Annotated in this window: 13 protein-coding genes; 5 read left to right on the top strand and 8 right to left on the bottom strand. The window is 41.3% G+C overall.

What is annotated here, in order from left to right:
- The first annotated feature begins 155 nt into the window (after nucleotides 1-155).
- The gene (locus BV375_RS11525) at nucleotides 156-1,709 is read left to right on the top strand and encodes a serine/threonine-protein kinase (RefSeq protein WP_086760508.1); all 1,554 of its coding nucleotides are present in this window, start codon (nucleotides 156-158) and stop codon (nucleotides 1,707-1,709) included.
- Nucleotides 1,710-2,149: 440 nt separating this feature from the next.
- Here BV375_RS11525 and BV375_RS11520 read toward each other — a convergent pair whose 3' ends face one another.
- From BV375_RS11520 to BV375_RS11505, 4 genes are all read right to left on the bottom strand, one after another.
- On the bottom strand, nucleotides 2,150-2,347 hold the full coding sequence (locus BV375_RS11520; RefSeq protein ID WP_086685748.1) for an NblA/ycf18 family protein: 198 nt from the start codon (nucleotides 2,345-2,347) through the stop codon (nucleotides 2,150-2,152).
- Between the two features lie 769 nt (nucleotides 2,348-3,116).
- Complete coding sequence (locus BV375_RS11515) at nucleotides 3,117-3,848, bottom strand: Stp1/IreP family PP2C-type Ser/Thr phosphatase (protein ID WP_086760505.1); 732 nt, start codon at nucleotides 3,846-3,848, stop codon at nucleotides 3,117-3,119.
- 18 nt (nucleotides 3,849-3,866) lie between these two features.
- Entirely contained in the window at nucleotides 3,867-5,552 is a 1,686-nt protein-coding gene (locus BV375_RS11510) for an AarF/ABC1/UbiB kinase family protein (protein WP_086760502.1), read from the bottom strand.
- 171 nt (nucleotides 5,553-5,723) lie between these two features.
- A complete protein-coding gene (locus BV375_RS11505; RefSeq protein WP_086760500.1) occupies nucleotides 5,724-6,050 on the bottom strand; it encodes a DUF6825 family protein in 327 nt (108 codons plus the stop codon).
- A gap of 594 nt (nucleotides 6,051-6,644) precedes the next feature.
- Between BV375_RS11505 and BV375_RS11500 the strand changes: the two genes are divergently transcribed.
- Complete coding sequence (locus tag BV375_RS11500; protein ID WP_086760498.1) at nucleotides 6,645-7,463, top strand: SDR family oxidoreductase; 819 nt, start codon at nucleotides 6,645-6,647, stop codon at nucleotides 7,461-7,463.
- A 1,019-nt stretch (nucleotides 7,464-8,482) separates the two neighbouring features.
- Here BV375_RS11500 and BV375_RS11495 read toward each other — a convergent pair.
- From BV375_RS11495 to BV375_RS11485, 3 genes are all read right to left on the bottom strand, one after another.
- Nucleotides 8,483-10,015 carry a response regulator gene (locus BV375_RS11495; protein ID WP_086760494.1) on the bottom strand — a complete coding sequence of 511 codons (1,533 nt, stop codon included), beginning with the start codon at nucleotides 10,013-10,015 and terminating at the stop codon, nucleotides 8,483-8,485.
- 17 nt (nucleotides 10,016-10,032) lie between these two features.
- Nucleotides 10,033-11,847: a PAS domain S-box protein gene (locus BV375_RS11490; protein ID WP_086760491.1), complete on the bottom strand. Its 1,815-nt coding sequence runs from the start codon at nucleotides 11,845-11,847 to the stop codon at nucleotides 10,033-10,035.
- 1,219 nt (nucleotides 11,848-13,066) lie between these two features.
- Nucleotides 13,067-13,561 carry a hypothetical protein gene (locus BV375_RS11485; protein WP_086760488.1) on the bottom strand — a complete coding sequence of 165 codons (495 nt, stop codon included), beginning with the start codon at nucleotides 13,559-13,561 and terminating at the stop codon, nucleotides 13,067-13,069.
- A gap of 178 nt (nucleotides 13,562-13,739) precedes the next feature.
- On the opposite strand from BV375_RS11485, the gene BV375_RS11480 reads away from it, so the two are divergent.
- A complete protein-coding gene (locus tag BV375_RS11480) occupies nucleotides 13,740-15,431 on the top strand; it encodes an NAD-binding protein (protein WP_086760486.1) in 1,692 nt (563 codons plus the stop codon).
- Between the two features lie 20 nt (nucleotides 15,432-15,451).
- On the opposite strand, the gene topA is transcribed toward BV375_RS11480, so the two are convergent.
- Nucleotides 15,452-17,608 (bottom strand): type I DNA topoisomerase, encoded by a 2,157-nt coding sequence (topA, locus tag BV375_RS11475; protein ID WP_086760483.1) that lies wholly within the window; start codon nucleotides 17,606-17,608, stop codon nucleotides 15,452-15,454.
- A 60-nt stretch (nucleotides 17,609-17,668) separates the two neighbouring features.
- Here topA and BV375_RS11470 point away from each other — a divergent pair, with 60 nt between their 5' ends.
- Together BV375_RS11470 and BV375_RS11465 are read left to right on the top strand one after the other, a co-directional pair.
- Entirely contained in the window at nucleotides 17,669-19,987 is a 2,319-nt protein-coding gene (locus BV375_RS11470; RefSeq protein WP_243713914.1) for an ATP-dependent RecD-like DNA helicase, read from the top strand.
- A gap of 168 nt (nucleotides 19,988-20,155) precedes the next feature.
- Nucleotides 20,156-20,875: a Nif3-like dinuclear metal center hexameric protein gene (locus tag BV375_RS11465; protein WP_086760480.1), complete on the top strand. Its 720-nt coding sequence runs from the start codon at nucleotides 20,156-20,158 to the stop codon at nucleotides 20,873-20,875.
- Nucleotides 20,876-20,895 lie beyond the last annotated feature (20 nt).

The following is a 20,895-nucleotide window of genomic DNA, read 5'->3' as shown; positions in this document are numbered from 1 at the left end:
GGGCACAATAATAATTGCGTATAAATAATGATACAAGTTTTTTTTAAGTTCTACTAGTTACTTTGGTGCAATCGAACCGTTAAACTCAAACGCCTACAAACTGTCTTATATACAGGAATCACCCACGATTGTTGGACATTGGAGCCAAATATTCTATGTCAGATCCCAACATTGGTCGCTTACTGAGCAAACGCTACCAAATTCAAGAATTAATCGGTACTGGAGCAATGGGCCGAGTTTATCGTGCTAAGGATGTTTTGTTGGGAGGAGTACCTGTAGCCGTTAAGTTTCTTGCGTTATCCATACAGAATGAAAAAATGCGATTGCAAGAACGTTTTGAGCGAGAAGCAAAAACCTGTGCTTTACTAGGGCAAAAAAGCATTCATATTGTCAGAGTCATGGACTATGGAGTAGATGACAAGAATACCCCCTTCTATGTCATGGAATATTTGCAAGGACAGAGTTTGAGCAATATTGTTCGTCTCCAAAATCTGACTTTACCAAGATTTTTAAGTATGGTGCGTCAGATCTGTCTGGGGTTACAGTGTGCTCATGATGGCATCTTAGTTGATGGCACTATCTACCCAATTATCCATCGCGATATTAAGCCCAGCAATATGTTGGTGATTCAAGATCCCAGTTTTGGGGAATTGGTCAAGGTTCTCGATTTTGGTATTGCTAAGTTACTACAGTCAGATGGCAGTGTGACTAACTATTATTTGGGAACTCTAGCTTATTCTTCTCCAGAACAAATGGAGGGTAAAGAATTAGATAACCGCTCTGATATTTATAGTTTGGGCGTTATGATGTTTGAGATGCTCACAGGCACGATGCCACTGGTGCCAACAACCGCCTCTTTTGGAGCATGGTATAAAGCGCATCGCTATCAAGAACCAACTTCTTTTGCTGAGGCTGCTCCAGCTTTGCAATTACCAAAGCAAGTAGAAGATTTAGTAATGAGTTGTCTCGCTAAAGCCGCAAGCGATCGCCCCCAAAATATCAGTGAAATCCTTAACATTTTAGCATCCATAGAACAGCATTATCACACACGCCTCAGTATCCCAGAAACTGATGTGGTGACTGACGCTAATGTAGTTAAAGCTGAGCTTGTGCAGCAGACAAAAGCTGACTTACAGACATCTGATTCCGAGAGCGAAATCACTCCCACCTATTCTTGGCCTCAAAATAAACCAATTGCGGATATTGTTTTTCCCCAAATCATCCGTACTAATGCCGGAACTTTACCATCTCTGTGGATAATGCTACCGCAAGAAGAAATTCAAAAACGCTTAGTCTGTAAACGTTACAATCAATTTTTGTTTATTACTATCCCCCACCCCATGCTGCTGTGGATTACTGCGATCTACAATCGCAAACATGGAGCTAAATGGTTGCCTTACTACCTCGATCTTAAAACCAGTTTCGGTCAAGAAATAGTCACTCTCTTAGGACAAACAGGTTTCTATCGCTTGTTATTCTTTGCTAGAGAGACACCAGGAACATGTTCTCATATGCTAGTTTGCAGTATTGCTCCTGCTCAATGCCAAAAATTGCAGGAGTGGGCAACAAGCAGTCAAGTTCTGGTTTCTTCGGCAGAACCCCAAATGAGTAAAGGTTTGCTAAAACGCGAGTATGAAAAAATTAAGCCCTTGATTTTAGCAAAGCTGGAAGGAATAAATACTAATTCCCAATTTGACCTTTCTGGCTAGGTAAATAGCCTTGTATTTTACGTAAGTTATGTATTATAAGAGTAATTTCACAAAAATAGTTAAGTTTTATTAATAAAAATCTATATCTAGTTGTAAGTTGTATTTATAAAAAATATAATTAACTACGGTAACACTTGTAGAAGCTGCGATTATTTAAATTTCTACGAATATTACTCTGTACAGAGTGCAGTTGCCTCATTGAAGGTGCATAAGTGCGACTATCAAGGTAGCTAACAGTAAGTTGTTTAGCTAATGTAGGTAGTTTGTTGAGATGTGCATAGTCAATTTAGCCTAATGGCTACGATTCAATTATTTTTTTTAGTTGTTGTCAAGTTTATTGGAATTGCCTATCGAAGTTGACGCCCCAGCATCCCCAGCTCCTTTCCTCGTTGGAACCGAGCAAGAGAAGGAGGTCGTCCACTGCGACTATAGAACATAATCTATGCCAAAGTGGAGCCTGAATCTAAGCCCCATTGGTGCTTAAGTAACTCTTGATAAGTTGCCTCACGCACTACCATTTGTTCGTAAAGCTTGACCAAAAAGTCTTTAGCTTGATCGTGGCTCATATGTTGCACCTGGGTGGCAAATGAGCGGATAGTGAATTGTTGTTCCAAGGATAGTTCGATTGGTCCGTTCATAGTTAACTCCAAAAAAAATAACGCGTAATGTTTATGTTGGTTTAGGTTACAGAAGTGAGAAAAGGATAATACTGGGACTGGTATTCGTTACACCTTTGTTCCTCTGTATTAAGAAAGATAACAATAGTTTGACGAAATTGCCCACATCCTTACGGCTTAATTTTGGCCACTTACTTATGGGTTAGTTTTTTGCTTGGTTATGTTACACCTAACTCTACTGATATAGAACCGAAGTCTGCCTGCTTAGAGAGATTTCGTTAAGTTTGCATGTTGACTTACTTTTCCTAGCATTTCTTTTAAGGTTTTCTTAAGAAGAAAGCAAAGGAAATGTGGGTAAATTATTATATTCTCTATACCTCATTAACGGCAAGATGTCAATCTAACAAAATATGGAAATTCAGCCTCCTTGAGGTAAGTTGAAAGGCTAGAAATATTTGTATCAAGTTAGAAATGGGAAAAATGCTCAGGCTGAACAAATTGCTGAGTATATTTACCAAAAACATTCAAAAGTCTAGGTTATTAGACATTTGATCTTTAATCGCCAGGTGTTAAAGGTTGGCAGAGGTGACGACAGCCGCCCTAGCCTATCTCTCGCTGTTCTTTGCAACGCTGTCGCCCTGAGGTCGTCTAGAAGTCGGCAGAGTCTACGATAGTTGCTAGTCTGCGGGAAGCTTCTCTATGGGCATCTATAAATCACCAAAGCGCTTATTTCGCTTTGGGAACCCAAGCAACAGCAACGCACAGCCTCTTCTTGACTATCACTTGGGCATTAATTCTCCTCTACTGCGACGATCGCGACCGTAATATTATCATGTCCTCCATGAGCTTTAGCCGCCTCAACTAGAGAGTAGGCTGCTTTTTCTAGCACAGAGTTGTCTTGAAGATAGTCAGCAATTTTCTGCTCTACGAGTTCTTCTGTCAGACCATCACTGCACAACAGTAAGCGATCGCCAACTTTAACATCTAAAGGTTGGACATCGATTTGATGTAAGTCTTCTCGCCCCAAACAGCGTGATAGTACATGACGAAACGGATGAATGCGCGCTTCCTCAAAAGTAATATCACCGAGTTTAATGGCTCTGGCCACCCAAGTATGGTCTTCTGTAATCTGTTCTAATTGGGAATTGCGAAGGCGGTAAAGTCTGGAATCACCAACATGAGCACACCAAGGCGACTCTCGGTCGCGAAATATAACTACTACAGCTGTTGTGCCCATGTCAGCGCGTTCAGGATAATTTTGCTGATCTTGCAAAATTGCTTCATTGGCCCGCCATAAAGCTTGTACTAGCAATTCCTGAGACGACTGAGAAGATTCCCAATTCTCCACCAAATACGCCTGAATCTCCTCACTGGCAATCCGACTTGCTTCTTCTCCTCCGGCGTGACCTCCCATACCATCAGCAACGATGCAGAAACGCTTGTCAGGGTCAATATAGTAGGCATCCTGGTTATTAGAACGAATAAGTCCCGGATCGCTAAGACCCGTGAAATTAAGTTTCATAAATTTTTACTGCGAAAATTAATACATACGGTCAGAACGTTCGAGACGTAAAAGTAATCGAATCAGTAGCCCTGCGATCGCTGCTGCAATTAAACCAGCCAGTACTGCTAATAATACATAATGATTCACCAATAAAATGGTGCCTGAAAGCGTAAATCCACTGATGAGTAGAGCGTAGCTAATACCTATCTGAATATTGCTTTGCCGTCTCAGTAAGCGTTCCGTTTCTAGAGAACGGACTCGCATACGCATATCGCCGCGCTCTAACTTTTCTAGTGTATCCTCTAATCTACGTGGTAGCCCAAAAGCAGTAGTACTGACTTGAACTGCTTGGCGACTTAATTCATTTAGGAAGCTATTGCTCTCAGAACCATTCATATTGGTCATAAGTTGCATTGCATAAGGTTTGGCAACTTCCATAAAATTAAATTCTGGATCTAAGCCCTTGCCAACTCCCTCAAGAGTGGAAAAAGCTCGCATCACAAAAGTGAAGGTTGCTGGAAATCTAAATGGTTGATTATACGCTATTTCGTAGAGGTCGTCACTGATTGCCGCAACTGATTGGTTTTCAAACGGCTTATCCATGAAATGATCCAGCATGTATTGGACGGAACGCCGCACTGGTCCCATATCATCTACTGGTGCGATCGCTCCCAAATCAATCAAAGACTGAATAACGCGATCGCCATCTTTTTGAGCAATGCCAAACAGCGTTTGCATTAGTCCTTCACGCACATTGGATTTAATCCGCCCCATCATGCCGAAATCGTAAAATATCAAATCGCCATTTGGACTAACGGCTATATTTCCTGGGTGGGGATCTGCATGGAAAAAGCCATTATTGAGCAGCTGCAAGAGGTAAGCTTGTGCACCTTGACGAGCAATGATCTTGCGATCCAAACCCGCAGCCTCTATGGCCTCGTATTGGCTAATTTTAATTCCTGGGACATACTCCAAAGTCAGCACTTGCGGCGAGGTGTAACGCCAGTAAATCCTAGGTACCTTCACCCAATCGTAGCCACGAAAGTTACGCCGGAAAGTGTCAGCATTCCGGCCTTCGTTCAGATAATCAATTTCTTCCCAAAGAATCCGACAACACTCTTCGTAAATTCCGATCCAATCTCTCCCCCGCCCCCATTTGGGATGGTTTTGAAAATACCGGGTAATTCCTTTAAGAATCTGTAAATCAATTTCAAATAGCTTCTTCAGTCCAGGACGCTGCACTTTTACAACAACGGCTTCGCCACTATACAGCACAGCTTTGTGTACTTGCCCTAAACTAGCAGCTGCTAAGGGAATAGGATCAAAATTCTGGAAAAGATCGGGAATTTTCTTACCTAGTTCTCGCTGAATAATCGTTTCTACTTGGTCATAGCTAAAGGCGGGTACTTTATCTTGTAACTTTGCTAATTCTTCTACATACTCGATCGGAAATATATCAGCACGGGTAGAAAATAACTGCCCAACTTTAATAAAGGTTGGTCCTAAGTCGAGCAGGGTATTACGAATCCAGACAGCTTGGGCTTTACGCCTTACAGCTTGCTTGTCTTCAGTTATTCCGCCTGGATAACTCCAAGCTTTGTTGTATCGCCAAAGTTTGAACATTAAGGTCAACACAAAAGACCAAATGTCCACAAAGCGCCGTCTACTAGAATAGTTTTCCTGATTCCAACGGTATGCCTTATCCGAATAACCTTTTTCCATATTTGTTGCGTACCGTTGGTTTTTAATCGAATCACCTGGAAGAAAAGACACTTCAGTTCCTAAACTCTTTGCGTTCAAATGTCATTTGTCCTTTGTTGTTTGTCATGTGTCCATAACTTTTGACTAATGACTAATGACTAAGTATGTTTTCTAGTAGATTTTTCTTAACTTTTATACAGAACTACTACGATACTTCTGTAATTCCGTACGCAATAAGGCGATTTCTGCTCGCAGTTCATCAATCATGGCTTGCAAATCAACTGGGTCAGAACCACTTGGCCCGCGTACTGTAGTCGATTGACCAACATTAGCAGCCTCTGCGGCTCGATTTGCCCGCTCTAGGACATCATCTGTAAACTGGCGCAACTGTTCTCTAGCTTCAGCATCAAATTTGCCAAGTTCGCTTAAAGCATCAGTTAAGGCGACCTCTAAGCGTTCGTTAACCACTTCAGCTACAGCTCTGCCGACAAAAAAGGCTTGCAAAATGGGGTTACTCATAAATTTTTGTTACGTCTCTCCGCAAGAGAATTATAACTTGCTCGTATGCTTTGCGGCTTCTACTGTGGAGATATATATTGGCAAGGCAAACTCATAGCCCAGATAGCATTCTTTACCAATTAATCAACTAGTACAGTGCGGCAAAAATCAAGCTACCATCTGTTCTTGGTAGAAGTAGTTGGTTCAGCAATGCCATTCAGGATTTTTGGAGATTTAGTTGTTACATAGCGATCGCATAGTATCTAAATTGTCTAAAACTGGGGCTACGGGGCTTAATTCCCCATCAAACTCCAATGCTATGTAGACCGCATCCCCTTTTTGATTGCTACTAAAATACTCCGGAAATTTGTGTTTAAATTTTCTGGAACTGGCTACTTCGCAATGGTAGTTATCTCCAGGATAAAAGGATATTGATTTATAGCTAACTTTCTATATTTAACTGTTTGGGAAATATAACCCCACCAAAAAGTCCAATCATAACGATTGGGCTTTTTGGCGTGAGGCATAAAATGCAGTTAGATAGCATCACCCATAGAACGATGGCTTTAACGGCATTTTTGATTAGATTAGCAATAGGCTATCTTAGGGGCAATTATGACTTCTTCAGTTAAAGATTTGGTGCTAGTTGCTGGTGCTACTGGTGGAGTAGGGCAACTTGTAGTAAGTGAACTGCTAGAAAAAGGCTTAAGGGTTCGCATCCTGACACGCAATCCAGCAAAAGCCCAAAATATGTTTAATAACAGAGTCGAAGTTGCTGTAGGTGATATCCGCGATCCCGCTACGCTCCCGGACGCAATGGAGGATATTACTCATATCATCTGTTGTACTGGCACTAGTGCGTTTCCTTCCAGTAAATGGGAGTTTGACCCCAGTCCTAGTTGGATTGAATGGATTCAGTTGCTTGTTGATCGTAAACATCGTGATTCTAGAGCCAAGAACAGTCCAGCAAAGGTCGATGCTCAAGGTGTCACTAACTTAGTAGCAGCAGCACCGCCTAATCTCCAGCGATTTGTTTTCGTTTCTTCTTGCGGTATTCTGCGTAAGGATCAGCTTCCTTGGAGCATTCTCAATGGCTTTGGTGTCTTGGATGCTAAAGAAAAAGGTGAGCAAGTGATCGCTAATTCGGGATTACCCTACACTATTATTCGTCCCGGACGTTTGATTGATGGCCCTTATACCTCATACGACCTCAACACTCTTTTCAAAGCAAAAACAGACAGCAAGTTAGGTGTGGTAATCGGCAAGGGCGATAAACTCTTAGGTGATGCTAGCCGAATTGACGTGGCCGCAGCTTGTGTGGAGTGTCTTTTTCACCCAGCTAGTGAAAGGCAAATTTTTGAATTGGTGAATCAAGGAACAAGACCGCCTGTAATTGACTGGGATAAGCTTTTCTTGCAACCAACTGTTAATTAACAGCACAATTTCTCTGAATGCGATCGCATCTGCTATAAAGAAGAAAAAGGCTCAGCATTCAGCTAAGCCTCCTCATATCCTGGTGCTTAAACAGACATCGCAGATTAATTTAGGGCTAACTTTTGTATATTTCATCTTCCTGAGGGCTGTATCCAGTTATCCTAAAGGCTAATGAGTGTAAATTTGATCAACAATCTGTTGCCACGGACGAATAATTAGTTAATCGACAACAGTCAACATGAAAGAGGCTTGGTTTGACCAAGCCTCTGTATATACCAAGCATTTACTACACCAAGCCTAATTTAGACTTACTCTGCTTGCAGTTCATCATCCTAGGGGATGTGTGCAAATTATCTCAAGACTGATAGAAAGTAACCTTGTTGTTAAGAAAAAAAGGTTTGGTCGCGAGCCAAACCTCGATCATTGCTGTGCTTAACAACGTACTAAATTAATTTAGACCTACTCTTATGGCAGAGCATCATCCTAGGGGTTGTATCCAAATACGCCAAAAACTGCTTGGAAAATACTTGCTGAAGATACTAGCTATGTGAAGAATTCTCAGCATATAAGCATATACTTACATACTTATATACTAAATATATGAAAAAGGCTCGGCTAAAACCAAGCCTCCAGATATACCAGGTGTTTACCATATATAGATAATCTAGACATACTCTTCTTATAGATCATCTTTCTATTTGGGGTGTACAAATCTCCATAAAAATGGTATGTTGTGACCCATCACAGATTTAAAAGAAAGAATAGATTAAGTCATTTTCTTTAAGACACATCTAAGTTAAATAAAGCTAAATCCTAAAAATAAAGCCCTGGATCTACTCCAGGGCAGGTATTAACGTTCTTCAGACATTCACAAGCCAAATATTAACTCTAATCAACTAGGATTTCCCCTATCTATTGAATGAAAGAAAATATTAATTTTCGGAATTTAGTAGCAAGCTAATAATATTAATAAATGTATACTTTTATCTTGTATTAACCGTATCTAGCCATATTGCAGACTACTCGTTGAAAGGAATCACCAAATCAGTTAATGAGATGGTAAAAATTGTCCATCCCTCGCTGCTTTCTACTTGAATGCTTCCTTGGAGTTGTTCAACCATCTTCTGTACTATGGCTAATCCTAACCCCGTGCCGCCTTGTTTCGAGTAGTCTGCACTAGCAATGCGATAGAATTTCTCAAAAATTCGTGGTAACCCTGCTGTGGGAATTTCTACTGAATTACTGACAGTAATTATCGTTTCTGGGGGTGTTCCTGAGGAGTTGTGACGGACATTTAAGATGATTTCACCGCCAGCAGGAGTATATTTGCAGGCGTTATTGAGCAATTCTATTAATATTCGTTCCAAGCTGGTGCGGTCTGATATTAATGCTGGAAGATGAGAAGGGACATTTAGCTGTAGAGTTTGCTGATGTTCTTCAACACGAGCTTGAAACGGCTCGATCAATAAAGGTAACCAATGCTGTAATAGCAGTACGTCAGGAGCAATGGGTAAATAGCAAGAAGTTTCCAGACGTTGTAAGTCTAACAAATCGTTAATGAGATCTATCTCGCGATCGCACTCTGCTTTCATCAAATCCAGATAACGCTGGAATGTCTGAGGATCGGTAGAGATTTGCAATACTTGAATCATCACCTTCATGTTGTGGAGAGGCGATCGCAATTCATGAGAAACTAAATTTAAAAAATCATTTTTAAGTTGATTGAGTTCTTCTAACTGCGCTACAAGTTGCGTTTGCTCAATTTCCCTTTTCCGGGCCTCACTAGCCTTTTTGCGCTCAGTAATATCCCGAAATATCAAAACTGCACCTATAATATTATCTTTGTCATCTCTAATTGGTGCAGCACTATCATCTATTGGGACTTCCTGACCATTTCTAGCAATTAGAATTGTGTCTTGCGGTAGTTCGACGACAGCGCCATCTTGAAGAACTTTTCTGATCGGACTTTCAATAGAGTTACGAGTTGCTGCATTGGCAATGTTAAATATTTCTGCGGAATTTCTTCCCAAAGCTTCTGACTCTTCCCATCCTGTCAGATTTTCTGCCACAGGATTCATAAAATTTACTGACTCTTGGGCATCGCTGGCAATTACTCCATCACTTATACACTTAAGTAATGTAGATAGCCATTTTTGGTTGGCTTTTAATTCTTTTTCTAGTCTATGTTTAGTCAGTGCTATTTCAATATTAGTTTGTAGTTCTCTTTCTTTAAAAGGTTTGAGTAAATAACCAAATGGCTCAGTAACCTTTGCTCGCTCTAATGTATTATCATCCGCATAAGCAGTTAGATAAATTATCGGTATATCTAAATGCTTATGAATTTCTTGAGCAGCTTCTACACCGTCCATTTCACCTTTTAACTTAATATCCATCAGCACTAAATCTGGACAAAATTCTAGTGCTTTATTAATTGCTTCTTGTCCTGAAGAAGCGACGCCAGGAACCATATAACCAAATCTTGTTAGTCGATTTCGTAGATCCTTAGCCACAATAGCTTCATCTTCTACAACCAAAATCTTGGCGTTTGTCATCTGGTATTCCTGTACAATTATCCGATGGGAAATGATATCTGAAACTTTACTCCGATATCGCTGTCAATATTAATATCGCCTAGAAGCTGACTGGCTAAAGCATCTACTAACTGCCATCCTAATGATGCTGTATCTGTAAAATTAAAGTTTGCAGGTAAGCCAATGCCATTATCACGAACAGTAAGTAAAATTCTATTTTCAAATATTTTTCTGATAGCGATGCCAATTTCACCATTCCTCTCCAAGGGAAATGCGTATTTTAAAGAATTAGAAACAAGTTCATGAATAATCAATCCACAAGGAATTGCTGTATCCAAACCTAGCAAAATATTCTCTTCGATATCTATATTAAGGGCGATCGCATCTTCAGAAACTTCGTATGAAGTTAATAAAGTTGCTACCAAGTCTTGGACATATTCACCAAAATTAATTCTCGATAAGTCTCGTGATTGATACATTTTTTCGTGAACCAAAGCCATTGATGCGATCCGCATTTGGCTTTGTTGGAATATTTCTATATCCTCTTTGTCTTTGATATATTCAGATTGCAAGCTCAGCAGGCTAGAAATCACCTGGAAATTATTTTTGACACGATGGTAAATTTCTTTTAAAAGAACCTCTTTTTCTCGGAGTGATGCTTGGATTTGTTCCTCTGATTGCTTGCGATCGCTAATATCTTCGATCACAGCAATAAAATATTTTGGGCTACCAGAACGTTCATGAACTAAAGATACGGTTACATTAATCCAGACTATAGAACTGTCTTTACGTAAATAACGCTTTTCCAAGGAGAAAGTGGGTATATCACCTGCTAATACTTGGTCAATGTATTTCAGGCTGGCTTTCATGTCGTCTGGATAGGTAATATCTTTGAAAGTGCGCAACTGTAGTTCTTGGGATGTATAACCAACAATATTGCAAAGCCTTTGGTTAACTAATAACCACCGTCCATCTATTCCCACATGAGCAATACCAACAGCTGCTTGATCGAATGTGGCACGAAATCGCTGTTCGCTTTCTCGTAATGCCTCCTCAATTCGCTGACGTTGAGAAATTTCTGCCTGTAGTGATGCGTTAATTCTTTTTAACTCTACTGTACGTTCCTCAACTTTGCTTTCTAATTGGTCGAGTAGTTTGCTGAGATTTTCTTCTGCTTGCTTACGCTCAGTAATATCAGTATGCGAGCCGACCATCCGCACTACGTTACTATCATCATCCCATAGCGCTTGACCTCGATCTAAAATCCATTTGTAGGTGCCATCTTTACATAAAACACGGTACTCCTTAGTGTAAAACGGTGTTTTCTTAGCAAAGTGATCCTTAACTGCTTTTTTCACTCTTTCGAGATCATTGGGATGCACTCGTTTGATCATTTCATCGAAATGGTTGGAAATCTCTTGGTCTTGATAACCGAGCATTTCCTTCCAGCGAGCTGAGAAGAAAACTTCATTATTTTTAACGTTCCAGTCCCAAATGCCATCATTATTACCACGCAGAGCTAACTGCCAACGTTGTTCACTTTCTCTTAACTCCTCCTCGGTTCGTTTGCGTTCGACAATTTCCTTGGCTAGTTGGCAGTTTGCTGCTTCTAGTTCGGCAGGGCTGGGTATAACAAGTGCTTTAGGAATTAATGACACCAGTTCTATAGCTGTATATACAGATACAAGGGCAGTGATAGCTTTAATCAGTCCTGATAGCCAATAGGTGGGATGCCAAAGCGTCCACACTTCTATTACATGGGTTGTGCCACATGCAACAATGAATGTGCCAAACATCAGAAAAATCCAGTCGAAAGGCACATCTCTTCGCTTGCGGACAAAATAAACCAGCATCACTGGAATTGAATAATAAGCCAGTGCAATTAGCGAATCTGAGATGATATGCAACCAGACTAATTGTGGCTGCCAAAGGTAACAATGCCCATGCGGGATAAACTGATTAGGAAAAAAAAATTATGTAATAATTTTGTCATAGCAATTTACTTATTGTAAAACTTATACTTAAAATTTAAATTATTATGTAGGTCGGCGTGAAGATTTACCGTTGGGATGAGGCAGGAGGCAGATGGCAGAAGGGAAGAGGGTTTAAGCCTATTTTATTTTTCTTAACATAGTTTTGTTTTTCCACACCGTTCTACTTAAAGATGTGATTTTTCTCTTAGCTGGGGACGAAGCCCGTAATGGACATTAATTGTCCTTTAGCCTCATAACTTATTTAACTTATTAATCAGTTTATAAAGTTGGTATTGTAATAATTATTCTTTTTTTAACTTTACATTTAGCGAATGGAAGATCTATCCCCTTGCTCATACAACAAGTTCTCACCGTACACTCAACCTAGAAGCTGGAGGAGCTTTCATGCACAGTCTAAGAATTGTTTCCGACTTATACGGTAGGCCTGGGGGAGAGATTGTTTAACTAGAAAGTCAGCAAGTAATACTATTTCTCTAAAATCTGACGACACATCGATCTCCGTGTTTACCCTGTGCGCACCCTCGCGTCCTAGACGCTACGCGAACAGGAAGCCGCTTTTCAGGCGTCTACGCTTCATTCGCAATGACTCAACGAGTAATTTCAAAACTCATTTAGACTTGCTCTATGTGGCAAATGAGAACGCTAAAATATCGATTTTCTCTAATTTCTGCATAAAAAAAGAAGCTACAGATAAGTAGCTTCTGATGATCTTAATGAGAAATGATTGTTGATTCTGCTCATATAGCTGTGAGTATGCCAGCTATATTTGCAATAAGGAGTGAACTAGCTTTAACCCAGGGATTTACAGCTACTACTTTTTCATGTCCTGACCCACTATTAAGTAGTAACTGCTTTTCGCCCCTATTAATTATTAAAACTATTTTGATTAAAGAATGATTCAGACGAAAGTCATGAATCAACCATGACTTTCGTCACGAAGTTCTTATAAATCTTATAGACCATTTCATTTTTATTGTTGCGAAAACACCTGTACTGTAGCCGACTGTGTATACACAATATTCCTGCATTCTGTTGTCTAGGTTAGCACGCATAATTTTTATTCTAGAGAACGCGATTTCTAGTCAGCGATAGCCCACCTTACATAAGGACGAGAAGCTGCTACAGTTTTGTAATTGATTAGCTTACCTGGGGCATTAATTTTTCGCAAATCTACACGAAAATAAGCTTGTTTATTCTTAAATTGCACACTATAAAAAGGATATTCTTGCCCCTGTGTTTGACCAACACAAGAAGCGTAATCCTCACGTAAAGGTGACACAAATTCAACAAAATGATTATTAGATGAAACTAACTTACTAGAGTTGGCAAATGCTCTAGTATCTGTAACTACTGTATGTTCAGCACCACCTTCATAAGGTAGTGTTAACCACCATAAACCAACTGTCTGAGGACAAGTACCAGCCTTAGTTTGGACATTCATTGTCACATTGGGGGCAGAAATTGGCCCTGGTGCTGACTGTGGCTGTGCTTGTGCAGAAGCATACATTGTTCCCACCACAGCTAGTGGGCATAAAATACCACCGAGAAGTTTTAGTTGTAACAAATTATCCATAAATTGAAGTTTTGCCCATCTAAGCTATCTAAATAACATTGACTTGTAGCATTTGATAAAAGTGCCGTCTTATTTGGGCTTACCGTGTTGTCAGCTACAGTTATAGCTAAGGAAAATGGGCAACAATGTTAATAAATATCTAAGAATGCAGCCCCTTCTCAAATAATGCTGCTATTTCATGAAACCTCGAATTATTGTTTGTGGCTTAGGACGTACTGGATATAAAGTCTTTCGGTTGCTAAGACAGCAGGGTGCGTTTGTCGTTGGTATTCATCACAAACCCATCCCTAGCGAAGCGGCTGGAGATGTGATTGTTGGCGATTTACACACAGCTGCTACCCTAACAGCAGCGGGAATTGAACAGGCTCATACTTTAGTAATTGCTGGTTCGGATGATGCGCGCAATTTAGCAATTATGTTACAAGCGCGAGTACTGAATCCCCAAATTCGGATTATCAACCGCTTTTATAATACAAGTTTGGCCGAGCGTCTGGATCAGACTTTGCCAGATCACTTGAGTATGAGTGTTGTCGGTTTGGCAGCACCAGTCTTTACTTTTGCTGCACTAGGTAATAAAGCGATCGGACAAATTAAGTTATTTCAACAAACCTGGCCGATTCAAGAAGAATATATAGATGAATACCATCCTTGGCTAGGTTGTAAACTAAGTGATTTATGGGAAGATCGTTCGCGGATGCTGATTTATTACTTGCCTGTGCAAGGCGAGATAGATTTGATAACTGCGGTTTTATCTGGACAAGAATTAAAAGTAGGCGATCGCATAATTGTTGGTATCCAACCCCGTGTCCGTCCCATCCGTAAATCATGGGTAAGAAAACTGCTCAAAGTCTGTACTAGTCTGAAGCAATTTCAAAAACATGCCCAATCGGTTGTAGCGATGGCAGCTGTGCTATTAGTAATTATTTTACTTGCTACACTTACCTATGTTTCTGCTAATTTAAATATCTCTTTTGTCGATGCCTTATATTTTGCTGTCGGCATGATTACCGGAGCCGGTGGTAATGACAAAATAGTAGAAAATGCTCCCAATACTATCAAGATATTTACCGTTGTGATGATGCTGGTTGGAGCAGCGGTAATTGGTATTTGGTATGCAATGCTGACTGATTTTGTGCTGGGGAACCGCTTCAAGCAATTTTGGGACGCAGCCCGCATACCCCAGCGCCAGCATTACATAGTTTGCGGCTTGAGTGGCATTGGCGTCAAAATTGTCCAAGAAATTCACGCCAGTGGGCATGAGGTGGTAGTTATTGAAACCGACAGCAACAATAGATTTGTCAACACCACTCGCGGACTCGGCATTCCTGTAATTCAAGGCGATGCCAGTTTCCGAACAATACTCAAAGCCAGTAATATAAATACTGCTGCCGCAGTGCTAGCTGTTACCAGCAACGATGCGATTAACTTAGAGATTGCTCTGAAAGCCAAAGGATTATCGCCTAGCATTCCAGTCATTGTTCATTATGCCGACCCTGATTTTGCGGGTATGGCCCAACAAGTATTTGATTTCGAGGCTGTACTAAGTCCTGCGGAATTGGCGGCCCCAGCTTTTGCCGCAGCTGCACTAGGGGGACGCATCCTAGGTAATGGCATCACAGCAGATAGCCTCTGGGTAGCCTTTGCTACGATGATTACCCAGATACACCCCTTTTGCGGCCAATTTGTGAAAGATGTAGCCATGTCTGCTGACTTTGTGCCTTTGTACGTAGAAACAAGTTGCCAAACCTTTCACGGCTGGGATTTACTAGAAACCCAACTTAATCCTGGGGATATTTTATATTTGACAATGCCAGCGAATCGGTTATATCAGTTGTGGCGCGACGAGCGATCGCAGGTGATGGTAACTTGATTTCAAGATAAAAACTCAAATTACACTTTCATCTCACCAAATTTGGGACTCCACCAGCCTTTCTGTGTATTAAAGTAAGCCACATCTTTATGTTTTTTGTCTTGACGAGACTGGGGATCGGAACACCGCAGCATGGTTTTGCGCTGTCCATCTTTGGTGTAGCTGTACTCCTCCAAAAACTTTTTACACACAGGGCAAGGATGTGAGCTAATCTTGGTGGGAGATTTTTCATTCTTGGTTTCTTTGGTTCGCGGTGCTTCCCAAGCTTTCTGAAACTCATTCCAAAACAAGACAATATTTTCACAGCCGCTATTACATTTGAGAAAGTATTTCTTTTTGAGTTTACTGCTGGGAATTTTGGCGAGAAATTTATTACATTCAGGGCAACGAGTTCTAGAAGTTTCAAATTTGCGTTCAGCGACAGCAGCAGTTTTCGCCCCATTCCCTGAACTCACAACTACAGTTTTTGCTTTTGCTAAAGCTGGTGCAAAGTAATTTTGATTCCAACTGGTGAGATATTGTTGCCAAGGCTGTTTTCCAGATGCGATCGCATCTAACGCATCTTCCATTTTCGCGGTAAATTCTGCCTCTAGTAAATCTGGTAAGGCTTTTTGTAAAAAAACGTCAACTTCTAACCCCAGAGTTGTCGGCTGGATAATTTCTTTTGTTAGCTGGATATAATCGCGTTTTTTCAAAGTAGCAATGGTGGGAGAATAGGTACTGGGACGACCAATGCCTTTACGCTCCATCAGTTGCACTAATTTTGGTTCGCTGTAACGAGGTGGTGGTTGGGTTTGCTTTTTCTCGTGACCTGCATCTGCTAAAGTTAGCATCTGCCCTTGTTGTAAAGCTGGCAAGATAGTATCTTTACCAAGATTTGGCCAGTAGCGCGCATATCCTAAAAACTCGACTACTTGCCCTCTAGCTTGCCAGAAAATTTCACCAGATTTAATAATGACTTTGGTTTTCCGCAGTTGAGCAGGGCGACATTGAGAAGCGATCGCTCTTTTCCAAATTAAAACATACAAGTTAAACTCATCGGCGGGCAATTGCACTCTTAACTCCGCCGAAGGGCGAAATACATCTGTCGGACGAATCGCTTCATGGGCTTCTTGCGCAGTTTTGTTGCTGCGATGTCTCGCGGTGCGTTGCGGTACATTCTGCGGATCGTTTTGTTCTAACCACTGACGCGCACTTTCACAAAACTCAGGACTTAACATCACTGAATCCGTGCGCATATATGTAATTAACCCCGCTTCATACAGCTTTTGGGCTACTTGCATGGTTTTCTCTGGTGCAAATCGTAACCGCGAACCAGCCGCTTGTTGCAGGGTAGAGGTGATAAATGGTGGCGGTGGTTGGCGGTTGGTGACTTTCCCCTCATATTGCACAACTTGATGGGGATGGCGTTTCGCTTCTTCAACTAAGCGGTTGGCTTCGGCTTCGGAAAGTACGCGCGTAGATTCTGGTGCTGTTTGATTATTAATCTTAGTATCATCGTGTACTTCTGTTTCCTGCTTGGCTGCTTCCTGGGGAGCATTTCCCATTCCGTGATAAAAAGCCCGGAATCCTTCAGCATAGTCAACCCAGACACTCCAGTAATCTTGAGGGACAAAGGTTTGGATTTCGCGTTCTCGCTGGCAAATTAGGTGTAATGTGGCACTCTGGACTCTGCCTACACTCTTAGCACCATTATTTAAAGCCCAGACTAACGGGCTGCCTTTATAACCTACTAGTTTGTCTAGACAATCTCGACACAAACCCGCACCAACTAAATTCAAGTCAAGTTTTCGCGGATGAGCGATCGCATTTCTGACAGCCGATGCGGTAATTTCTGTATATACTACTCGCTTTGCTTCTCTTAAACCTAACACTTCCTTGAGATGCCAAGCGATGGTTTCCCCTTCTCTATCTGGATCGGTAGCTAAAACAACTTCACTTACCTGTTTAGCTACAGTCTTTAATTGCTGGATAGTTTCTTTTGAGCGTTGGTCACGGGGGACATAGTTGCATTGCACATTACTACCATCCATACTAAATCCCAGCGAATCTTCTCCTTGATCGCTGAGTTCGCGAATGTGACCGCAACTGGCACGCACAATCCACTCAGCACCGAGAATTTCACTGAGTTTTTTGACTTTACCGGGGGATTCAACTACTAGAAGGCGTTTAGGCATAGCACCTGCTTTTTAGATGCTGTATAACAGATACAACTTTTTATCATATATTTAGTATAAATGTACTATAAATCCCCTATTATTAATCAGCAAGCAATGTCTACGCTAGTAGAGCAGCACGAAACCATTACCGGAGTAGTCGAACGCTTGACTTTCTACTCCGAGGAGTCGGGGTATACAGTGGCACGGCTGACACGCTCTGGTATTAAAGATTTAACTACAATTGTCGGTAGCTTCGCAAATATCCAACCTGGGCAAACACTACAACTAACAGGTTTCTGGCGCGACCATCCCCAGTACGGGCCGCAATTTCAAGTCATAAATTACAAGGAAACCAACCCTGCCAGTCTGACAGGGATTGAAAAGTATTTAGGTAGCGGATTAATTAAAGGTGTAGGGCCAGTAACAGCAAAGCGGATAGTTGCTCACTTTGGACTGGAAACTTTAGAAATTATTGAAAACCAAATTGAGCGTCTAGTTGAAGTTCAAGGTATAGCCAAGAAGCGGATTCATATGATTAAAACCGCTTGGGAAACCCAAAAAGCCATCAAAGAGGTGATGGTGTTCTTGCAAGGACATGGTGTTTCTACTACCTACGCGGTAAAAATTTATAAACAGTACGGTGATCAGGCGATCGCTACAGTTACAAACAATCCCTATCAGTTAGCTACCGACATCTACGGTATTGGCTTTCTCACTGCTGATAAAATTGCGCGGAATTTAGGAGTTGCGCCAGATTCAGAATATAGATACTGTGCGGGAATTATCCATGCTTTGAGTGAAGCAGCAGAAGATGGAAACTGCTATTTACCCCAAACGGAACTAGTAGAGAAAGTCATTCCATTATTAACTACTGAAACTCATCAGCCACCAGAAGCCGCACTTACAAAAATTATCAAAGACATGGCTCTCAAGGACGAGCTAATTAGAGAAAGTAGCGCTGATAAAATAGTTAATTGCTACAAGCCTACTTTCTTCTACACAGAACAAAACCTAGCCCAACTCATACACCAACGCCTAAATCAACCTGTCACTACCGACTATCCTCGCGTGCGTGCTTGGTTGGAACGCTTTACTGCTACCCAGAAAATCGAACTTTCAACTCAGCAGCAGCAAGCAGTAGAAATGGCTGCATATTCCCCTGTGATGATTTTGACAGGCGGGCCGGGAGTTGGAAAAACCTTCACCACCCACACCATTGTTTCATTGTGGAAAGCAATGGGTAAATCTATCGCCTTAGCAGCGCCCACAGGACGCGCCGCCCAACGTTTGAGTGAAATGACTGGTTTGGAAGCGAAAACCATCCATCGCTTGTTAGAATTCGACCCTAAAACAATGGGCTTTAAGCGTGACAGCGAGAATCCTTTACCTGAAACAGCGATTATCGTTGATGAAGCGAGTATGCTAGACTTATTCCTCGCTAACTCGCTGCTGAAAGCCATAGGAAAGAATGCCCAACTATTGTTAGTAGGAGATATCGATCAGTTACCATCTGTAGGGCCAGGAAGCATACTCGCTGACTTAATTAATTCTAGTCGAGTTCCTATAGTGCGGTTAACTCAAGTATTCCGCCAAGCCCAACAAAGCGCCATCGTTACAGCCGCGCACCAAATCAATCGCGGACATTATCCCACAATTGAACCGATATGCGATCGCCCCGTTTCTGATTGTCTTTGGCATGGTGGCGGATATCAACCAGAACACGGTGTCCAAGCAATTTGCGAGTTAATCACAGACTTAATTCCCAATTTAGGCTTTAATCCCGCCACCGATGTACAAGTACTGTGCCCAATGTCACGGGGATTAGTCGGTACTCGCAACCTCAACCAAGTTTTGCAAGAACTAATTAATCCTCCTAGTGCTGATAAAGTAGAAATCGCCAGAGGCGGGATTAAGCTGCGAGTAGGCGACAGAGTAATTCAGCAGACTAACGATTATCAACGAGAAGTATTCAACGGCGATTTGGGAATAATTACCGCCATTGATACTGTTGAACAAGAAGTGAATGTACAGTATTGCGAGCGAATTGTCACTTACGATTATGCTGATTTAAATGAAATATCCCTAGCATTTGCCACCTCAATTCATAAAAGCCAAGGCTCTGAATATCCCGTAGTAATTCTGCCAATATATATGCAACACTATATGATGCTGAGTCGTAACCTAATCTACACTGGCTTAACTCGTGCTAAACAGTTGGCGATTATTATTGGTGCGAAAAAAGCAATCTCCTTGGCTGTAAATTCTACCGATAGACAACAGCGCTACACGCAATTACAGCAGAGATTAATTCAGGCTGGATTACATTCATCAATTGCTGTTGATCAAACCTCTAGCATCAGTCAGTATTTTGAATATCAAACCATAGATGAACAGTGATAAATCGGTGTTCATCTGTGTTTATCTGTGGTTTATTTTTATCTTAATTCGGTTTTTTACACTAAATATAATGTTCCCTATCTCCTATCTTTATGACTAAGTTTACAAATAAAATAAAGGTGTGCTATCGCCATCTTTCCCAAGAATATCAAGCTGCCATAGATATCAATGACATCTGAATGCAACTCAATTTTTCTCCAAGAAATAGCAGAGTTCCTTAATTGCTTCTTTAATGTTGAACTATTCCCTATAAGTGAAAAAGGAGGCATATATTTAGCATCATCAAATTCTGTAGCACGACTAGGATTAGCACTTGAACCAGACACGCAGTTACACGAGTGGATAAAAACCCAAAATTTAGATGCGCTATTCTTACATCGCCCTTGGAAATTAACAGCAGATGAAATTTCGCCCGAACTTGGAGTAATTTCCTACCATCTGCCATTTGATGAGTGCTTGACACTGGGTTTTAATCTCCGCTTGGCTCAAATTTTGAGAATGTCTGAGCTAGAAGTATTAGGAAAAAAAGAAAACAGAGCAATTGGCATGATTGGAGAAATTCCGACTCAAAGCTTTACGCATCTTTGCAGTTTTATTACTCAAATTTTCGGCGGACAAGAACAAGTACATCCAGCATTTAATTCTGATGTGAAGCGCATTGCTGTTGTTGGCGCTATGACCGATTCCTTAGTCCGGGAAGCAGGAGAACGTGGTGCTGATGTATATATTACAGGACAGTTACGACAACCAGCCGCAGCAGCAATGCAAGAAACTAAAATAGGCGCGATCGCAGTTGGTCATCGTCGCAGCGAAGTGTGGGGTTTACGTTCTTTAGCTGGGGTTTTACAAGAACGTTGGGCTAGCTTGGAAGTATTTGTCAAAACTTAAATTAGGCAATAGACAAGAGA

Source organism: Nostoc sp. 106C, from assembly GCF_002154725.1.
Lineage (GTDB): Bacteria > Cyanobacteriota > Cyanobacteriia > Cyanobacteriales > Nostocaceae > Aulosira.
This window is presented reverse-complemented; position numbering and strand designations above follow the sequence as displayed.

Excerpts from the sequence above, each read along its gene's own strand:
- BV375_RS11500 (WP_086760498.1), top strand. The coding sequence starts at position 6,645 with ATGACTTCTTCAGTTAAAGATTTGGTGCTAGTTGCTGGTGCTACTGGT.
- BV375_RS11470 (WP_243713914.1), top strand. The coding sequence starts at position 17,669 with ATGTACTATAAATCCCCTATTATTAATCAGCAAGCAATGTCTACGCTA.
- BV375_RS11505 (WP_086760500.1), bottom strand. The coding sequence starts at position 6,050 with ATGAGTAACCCCATTTTGCAAGCCTTTTTTGTCGGCAGAGCTGTAGCT.
- BV375_RS11510 (WP_086760502.1), bottom strand. The coding sequence starts at position 5,552 with ATGGAAAAAGGTTATTCGGATAAGGCATACCGTTGGAATCAGGAAAAC.
- BV375_RS11525 (WP_086760508.1), top strand. The coding sequence starts at position 156 with ATGTCAGATCCCAACATTGGTCGCTTACTGAGCAAACGCTACCAAATT.
- BV375_RS11495 (WP_086760494.1), bottom strand. The coding sequence starts at position 10,015 with ATGACAAACGCCAAGATTTTGGTTGTAGAAGATGAAGCTATTGTGGCT.
- BV375_RS11485 (WP_086760488.1), bottom strand. The coding sequence starts at position 13,561 with ATGGATAATTTGTTACAACTAAAACTTCTCGGTGGTATTTTATGCCCA.
- BV375_RS11520 (WP_086685748.1), bottom strand. The coding sequence starts at position 2,347 with ATGAACGGACCAATCGAACTATCCTTGGAACAACAATTCACTATCCGC.
- BV375_RS11515 (WP_086760505.1), bottom strand. The coding sequence starts at position 3,848 with ATGAAACTTAATTTCACGGGTCTTAGCGATCCGGGACTTATTCGTTCT.
- BV375_RS11480 (WP_086760486.1), top strand. The coding sequence starts at position 13,740 with ATGAAACCTCGAATTATTGTTTGTGGCTTAGGACGTACTGGATATAAA.
- BV375_RS11465 (WP_086760480.1), top strand. The coding sequence starts at position 20,156 with ATGACATCTGAATGCAACTCAATTTTTCTCCAAGAAATAGCAGAGTTC.
- topA (WP_086760483.1), bottom strand. The coding sequence starts at position 17,608 with ATGCCTAAACGCCTTCTAGTAGTTGAATCCCCCGGTAAAGTCAAAAAA.
- BV375_RS11490 (WP_086760491.1), bottom strand. The coding sequence starts at position 11,847 with ATGCTGGTTTATTTTGTCCGCAAGCGAAGAGATGTGCCTTTCGACTGG.